Below are 6,783 nucleotides of genomic sequence, written 5' to 3'. Positions count from 1 at the left end.
CCTGGAATCGGACACCGCGCTGTGGGCCCAGTACGGCACCGACAACCCGGTAGTCGACGACCTCGCCGCGCACCACCTCGCCTACATCATCTACACCTCCGGCTCTACCGGCGCTCCCAAGGGGGTCATGATCGAGCACCGCAACGTGACGCGGCTGTTCGCGGCTACCGACGCGTGGTTCCACTTCGATGCGAATGACGTGTGGACGCTGTTTCACTCCTTCGCCTTCGACTTCTCGGTCTGGGAAATCTGGGGTGCCCTGCTGTACGGCGGTCGCCTGGTGGTCGTACCGCACGCCACTTCGCGCGCACCGGACGATTTCTACCGGCTGCTGTGCGAACAGAAAGTCACCATCCTCAACCAGACGCCGAGCGCCTTCAGCCAGCTGATCGCCGCGCAGTCGTCGAGCGACCAGTTGCATTCGCTGCGGCGGGTGATCTTCGGCGGCGAAGCGCTGGAAATGCACAGCCTCGCATCGTGGTACGCGCGCAACGACGGCAACCAGCCTCTGCTGATAAACATGTACGGCATCACCGAAACCACCGTCCATGTGACCTACCGGCCGATCGATCCCGCCGACGTCGAGCGCCACAAGGGTCGCAGCCCGATCGGCGCACGGATCCCGGACCTGGCGCTCTACATCCTCGACGAACACCGCCAGCCGGTGCCGATCGGCGCGGCGGGTGAGCTGTACGTCGGCGGCGCCGGCGTGGCGCGCGGTTATCTCAATCGCGCCGAGCTCACCGCGGAGCGCTTCATCGCCAACCCGTTCGCCGCGAACGAGCGGCTGTACAAGACCGGCGACCTGGCACGCTGGCGCGCCGATGGCGACATCGAGTACCTGGGCCGCAACGATTTCCAGGTCAAGATCCGCGGCTTCCGCATCGAGCTGGGCGAGATCGAAGCACGCCTGGCTGCGCATCCGGATGTGCGCGAAGCAGCGGTATTGGCGCGCGAGGACCGCCCCGGCGACAAGCGCCTGGTCGCCTACGTCACGCCGCAGGACGGCGTCGCCCTGGACCTGGAATCGCTGCGCGCGCACCTGCGCGGCACGCTGCCCGAGTACATGGTGCCCGCCGCCTACGTCACGCTGCCGGTGTTCCCGCTCACGCCCAACGGCAAGCTGGATCGCAAGGCGCTCCCCGCGCCCGACGCGGATTCCTACATTGCCCGCAACTACGAAGCGCCCATCGGTGATATCGAAACCGCGCTGGCATCGATCTGGGCGGAACTGCTCAAGCTCGAGCGTGTCGGCCGCCACGACAACTTCTTCGAACTGGGCGGACACTCGCTGCTCGCGCTGACGCTGGTCGAACGCATGCGCGGTGCCGGCATGCAGGTCGACGTGCGTGCACTGTTCGCGGCACCGGTACTGATGGACCTCGCCGCAGCAGTCGGCGGCGGCAGCGCGAACCGCACGATCACCGTGCCGCCCAACCTGATCCCAGCGGATTGCGATGCGATCACGCCCGACATGCTGCCGATGGTGCAACTGAGCCAGGCCGACATCGACAGCATCACCGCCACCGTGCCAGGCGGCGCCCGCAACGTGCAGGACATCTACCCGTTGGCGCCGTTGCAGGAAGGCTTCCTCTTCCACTACCTGCTGGAGAAGGAAGGCGACGTCTACCTCACGACCAGCGTGCTCAGCGCCAGTACCCGCGCTCAGATCGACCGCTACGTGGCCGCATTGCAGGTGGTCATCAACCGCCACGATATCCTGCGCACGGCCGTGCATTGGGAAGGGCTGCCGGAACCGGTGCAGGTAGTGGTGCGGCGCGCGCCGCTGGTGGTGGAGGAAGTCACGCTCGACCCCGCCGATGGCGACATCGCCACGCAGCTGCAGGCGCGCTTCGATCCACGCCACTATCGCCTCGACGTACGTCAGGCGCCGCTGTGGCGCTGGTTCGTCGCGTTTGACGCACCCAATCAGCGCTGGGTGGCGCTGGAAATGGTCCACCACCTGGTCGATGACCGCACCACCATCGAATTCCTGCACGCCGAGCTCCAGGCCGTGCTGCAGGGACGCGGCGACCAGTTACCGCCGCCGCTTCCGTTCCGCGACTTCGTCTTCCAGGCGCGCAACGCCGTGAGCCGCGAAGAGCACGAAGCGTTCTTCGCCCGCATGCTGGGCGACGTGGACGAGCCCACCACGCCGTTCGGGCTGCTGGATGCGCAGGGCGACGGCAGCCGGATCCTGGCGACGTTCCGCGACCTCGATCCACGGCTGTCGCGTCGCCTGCGTGCCTGCGCACGCACGTCTGGCGTCAGCGTGGCCTCGCTGTGCCACCTGGCGTGGGCCATCGTGCTGGCGCGCGTATCCGGACGCGACGACGTCGTCTTCGGCACCGTGATGTTCGGCCGCATGCAGGGTGGCGAAGGCGCCAATCGTGCCTTCGGCCTGTTCATCAATTCGTTGCCGGTGCGGATCAAGGTCGATGGCGAAGGTGCACAGGCGGGCCTGCGTCGCACGCATCAACTGCTCACCCAGCTGATGCACCACGAACACGCGCCGCTCGCTCTTGCGCAGCGCTGCAGCGCGGTTCGCGCACCCACGCCGCTGTTCACCGCGATGCTCAACTATCGCCATGCCGGCGAGGACCAGGGCACAGGCGACTCGCTCGAATCGTGGTCCGGACTGGAGGAACTGACCGGCGAGGAACGCACCAACTACCCGCTGGGACTGGCCGTCAACGACCTGGGCGAAGGCTTCAGCATCGACGTGCAGGCGGACGAATCCGTCGACCCCGAACACCTGTGCGAACTGGTGATCGCGACGTTCGAATCGTTGGCCACCGCACTGGAATCGACACCCACGACGCCGCTGCGCCAGCTGCAGATCCTGCCGCCTTCGCAATGCGAGGCGTTGCTGGCGCTGGGGTCCGGCGGGCCGGGCGTGGAAGCGACAGCCAACGCCGACGCCCGCCTGTACGACCTGGTCATCGCGCAGGCACAGCGCACGCCGGACGCCATCGCGATCGCCGAACCGGGCCGCGACGTCACCTATCAGGACGTCGTCCGTCGCGCTAACGGCGTGGCGCATCGTTTGGCCGCGCTGGACGTGGGCCCGGAAACGCGCGTTGCCATCCTGGCCGACCGCTCCGCCGAATCGCTGATCGGAACGCTGGGCATCCTGGCCTCAGGCGCGGCCTACGTGCCGCTCGATCCGAACAGTCCGGCCGAACGACTCGCTTCATTGCTCGACAACGCGTCGGCACGGGCGCTGCTCGCACCGTCCACGCTGCGCGCGCAGGCGGAGGCCATGGCGCAACGTCAGCCGGCATTGACCGGCAAGGTGTTGGTCGTAGCTGACATGCCGTTTGACGACACGCCACCCACCTCGGGTGTCCATGCCGACAACGCCGCTTACGTGATCTACACCTCGGGCACGACCGGCGCGTCCAAGGGCGTCGTCATCGACCATCGCAGCGCGATGAACCTAGTGCACGGCTTCATCGAACGCCATGACTTCGCCGGTCACCGGCTGTTGATGATTCCGCCATTGATCTTCGACGCGTCTGTGGGCGACGTATTCCCCGCGCTTGGGCGTGGCGCGACGCTGGTCCTGCATCCGGCACCGACCGAGCTCGACGCCGTCGGATTGCAGGCGTTCTGCGCGGAATCCCGCATCACCGCCATCGACACCCCGGCGGCGCTGTGGCGGCGCTGGACGGAGGAATTCGCCAGCATGCGCGATGCGTCGCCGGTGTTGCCTGGCGTCACGCTGGTCATGTTCGGCGGCGAAGGCGTGCCACTGGAACAGGTGCGGCGTTTCAGCGAGCTGACGCAGGGTCGCATCACCCTGAGCAACCACTACGGCCCGACCGAAGCGAGTGTGTGCGCCACGCTGCTCAACACCTGCGACGGCAGCGAACTGCGTGGCAGCGAACTGGCGATCGGCAAGCCACTGCCGGGCGTGCAGGTCTACGTGCTGGATCCGGAGCTCAAGCTGCTGCCGCTGGGCGTCGAAGGCGAGCTGTACATCGGCGGCAACGGTGTTGCGCGCGGTTACCTGGGCGCAGACGACCTCACCGTCGACCGCTTCCTGCGCGATCCGTATTCGCAGGCCGAAGGCGCGCGGATCTATCGCACCGGCGACATGGCGCGCTGGAACCCCGACGGCACCCTGCAGTTCCTCGGCCGTCGCGACCACCAGGTGAAGATCCGCGGCTTCCGCATCGAGCTGGGCGAAATCGAAACACGACTGGCGTCGCACCCGGACGTGCGCGAAGCGGTGGTGCTGGCACGCGAGGATCGTCCGGGCGACAAGCGCCTGGTCGCCTATGTCACGCCGCAGGACGAAGGCATCGCGGTGGAACGCGAGGCCCTGCGCGCGCACCTGCAGTCGGCGCTGCCCGAATACATGGTGCCCGCGGCCTACGTCACCCTGTCGGCGTTCCCGCTCACGCCCAACGGCAAGCTCGACCGCAAGGCGCTGCCTGCACCGGAAGCGGAGGCCTACGCCACGCGCGCGTACGAAGCGCCTGTGGGCGACGTGGAAACCGCCATCGCGCGGATCTGGGCAGACGTGCTCAAGCTGGAGCGGGTGGGCCGGCACGACAACTTCTTCGAGCTGGGCGGGCATTCGCTGCTGGTGATGCGCGTGGTGAGCCTGCTGCGGCAGGCCGGTGTCGCCGTCACTGTCACCGATCTGTTCAATCGCCCGACCGTCGCGTTGCTCGCCGAGCCCCTGAGTAGCGTTGCGGTCACCCTGCCGCCGACCGGTGCCATCAAGGTGCGCGGAGGCGCCGGAACGCCGCTGTTCCTGGTGCACGACGGCTATGGCGACGAGCTGTACTTCTCGGCACTCGCGCGACACCTGCCGGACGATCTGCCGGTGTACGGCCTGCCCAGCGTACCGCTGGACGAACCGCAGCTGCACACCATGTCCGCGTTGGCCGCGCGCATGGTCGGGCTGATGCGCCACGTCCAACCCCACGGTCCGTACCGGCTCGCGGGCTGGTCGTTCGGTGGCGTGCTCTGCGTCGAAATCGCGCAGCAGCTGCTGGCACAACGCGAGCAGGTGGAGTTCCTCGGACTGCTGGACTCGTTCTGCCCCGAGGGCACTTCGCAGGACGCGAACGAGCAGTCGCCCGAGTCGGTGCTCCGGGCGTTGTGCGAGGAAAGCCTGGAACACGAGCCTTGCGCGGACGCGATACTTGCGGCCTTCGATTCCGCAATCGGGTTCGACGCGCTGTTCCACCGCTATCGCGAACTGGATGCACTGCCGGAAAACTTCTCGTACCTGACGTCGCAGCAGGCACTGCTGCAGTGCCGTCATCTGCACCTGCACGCACGGGCGATGGATGGCTACGTGCCGCAGCCGCTGCGGATCCCGGTGCACCTGTTCGTCGCGCAGGAACGTCCGGCGGGTTTCCCACCCGTCACCGCCGCGCTGGGATGGGAACGTTGCATCCCCGCCCACCTGCTGCACGTGGCGCCGGTGAACGGCAGCCACGAGTCGATGATGCGCTCGCCCAACGTCAGCGGGCTGGGCAAGAAGCTCGCGCTGGCCATGACGAACGAAAGGGCACGCGAAATGGCGAACGAAGCCTTAGGGGAGCCTAGCTAGTCGGTTAGCCGCGGCGGTTGGTCGCCACCGCACCTCCAGCCCGCTGCAAGCGACGCCGGCCCTGTGCCGGCGCCGCCATTTCCGGGCAGAGTCCCCTGTGGCGCCTCGTAGCCCATGCCCGTTTCGGACTACACTCGGGTGAATCCGCCGTCGCCAAGACCGCATGCGAAGCAAGAAATCCAGGGCCACCTCCGTCGACATCGCCCATCGCGCGGGCGTTTCGCAGGCGACCGTTTCGCGCGTGCTGCGCGGCAGCCCGCTGGTGAACCCGGAAACCCGACAGCGCGTGCTGGATGCGGTGCGCGAACTCAACTACAAGGTCGACCATCGCGCTTCCAGCCTGCGCACGCAGCGCTCGGGCACGCTCGCGCTGTTGCTGTTCGAGGACCCCACGCCCGACGAGTCGCACATCAACCCGTTCTTCCTGTCGATGCTTGGCTCGATCACCCGCGCCTGTGCGCGCAACGGTCATGACCTGCTGGTCTCGTTCCAGCAGCTCTCCGACGACTGGCACGCCGATTACGAGGACAGCATGAAGGCCGATGGCCTGATCCTGCTGGGCTACGGCGACTACATGACCTCCCGCGCCAAGCTGGAACAGCTGGTCGAACAGGGCACGCACTTCGTGCGCTGGGGTGCGGTGCAGGAGGGCCAGCCGGGCGTGTCGATCGGCTGCGACAATTTCCAGGGCGGCCGCATGGTCGGCGAGCACCTGCTGGAACGCGGACGACGGAAAGTCGCGTTCCTGGGATATGCCTCGGATCACTATCCGGAATTTTTCGCCCGCTACGGCGGTTGCGATGCCGCGCTGCACGTGGCCGGCTCGTCGATGAGCCTGGACCTGCAGGTCGACGCGGAGAGTTCGGAGGAAGCCGGCTACGCCGCCGCGGTGGCGCTGATGGAACGCGGCCGGCCGTTCGATGCCGTGTTCGCGGCCAGCGATCTGATCGCGATCGGTGCGATGCGCGCACTGGTCGAGCACGGACGCCACGTGCCCTGGGACGTCTCGGTCGTGGGATTCGACGACATGCCGATGGCTCGCCTGACCAATCCGCCGCTCACCACGGTGCTGCAGGACACGATGCGCGCCGGCGAACTGCTGGTGGAGACCCTGCTCAAGCAGGTGCGCGGCGAGCAGACCGAAAGCTACATGCTGGCACCGTCACTGGTGGTGCGTCGCTCAAGCGGCGCGGTCTGACCGCAGCACGCTT

Annotated in this window: 2 protein-coding genes; both read left to right on the top strand. The window is 67.4% G+C overall.

Annotated features, from left to right (window positions below; genetic code table 11):
- A partial coding sequence (locus ACYVD7_RS05665) for an amino acid adenylation domain-containing protein (protein ID WP_460760205.1) occupies window positions 1–5,572 on the top strand: 5,572 nt, incomplete at its 5' end.
- Window positions 5,573–5,735: 163 nt separating this feature from the next.
- Window positions 5,736–6,770: a LacI family DNA-binding transcriptional regulator gene (locus tag ACYVD7_RS05660; protein ID WP_460760203.1), complete on the top strand. Its 1,035-nt coding sequence runs from the start codon at window positions 5,736–5,738 to the stop codon at window positions 6,768–6,770.
- The last annotated feature ends 13 nt before the right edge of the window (window positions 6,771–6,783 follow it).

Source organism: Lysobacter fragariae (genome assembly GCF_054779775.1).
Note: the sequence above shows the minus strand (reverse complement) of the source record. Positions and strands in the feature narration are given on the sequence as shown.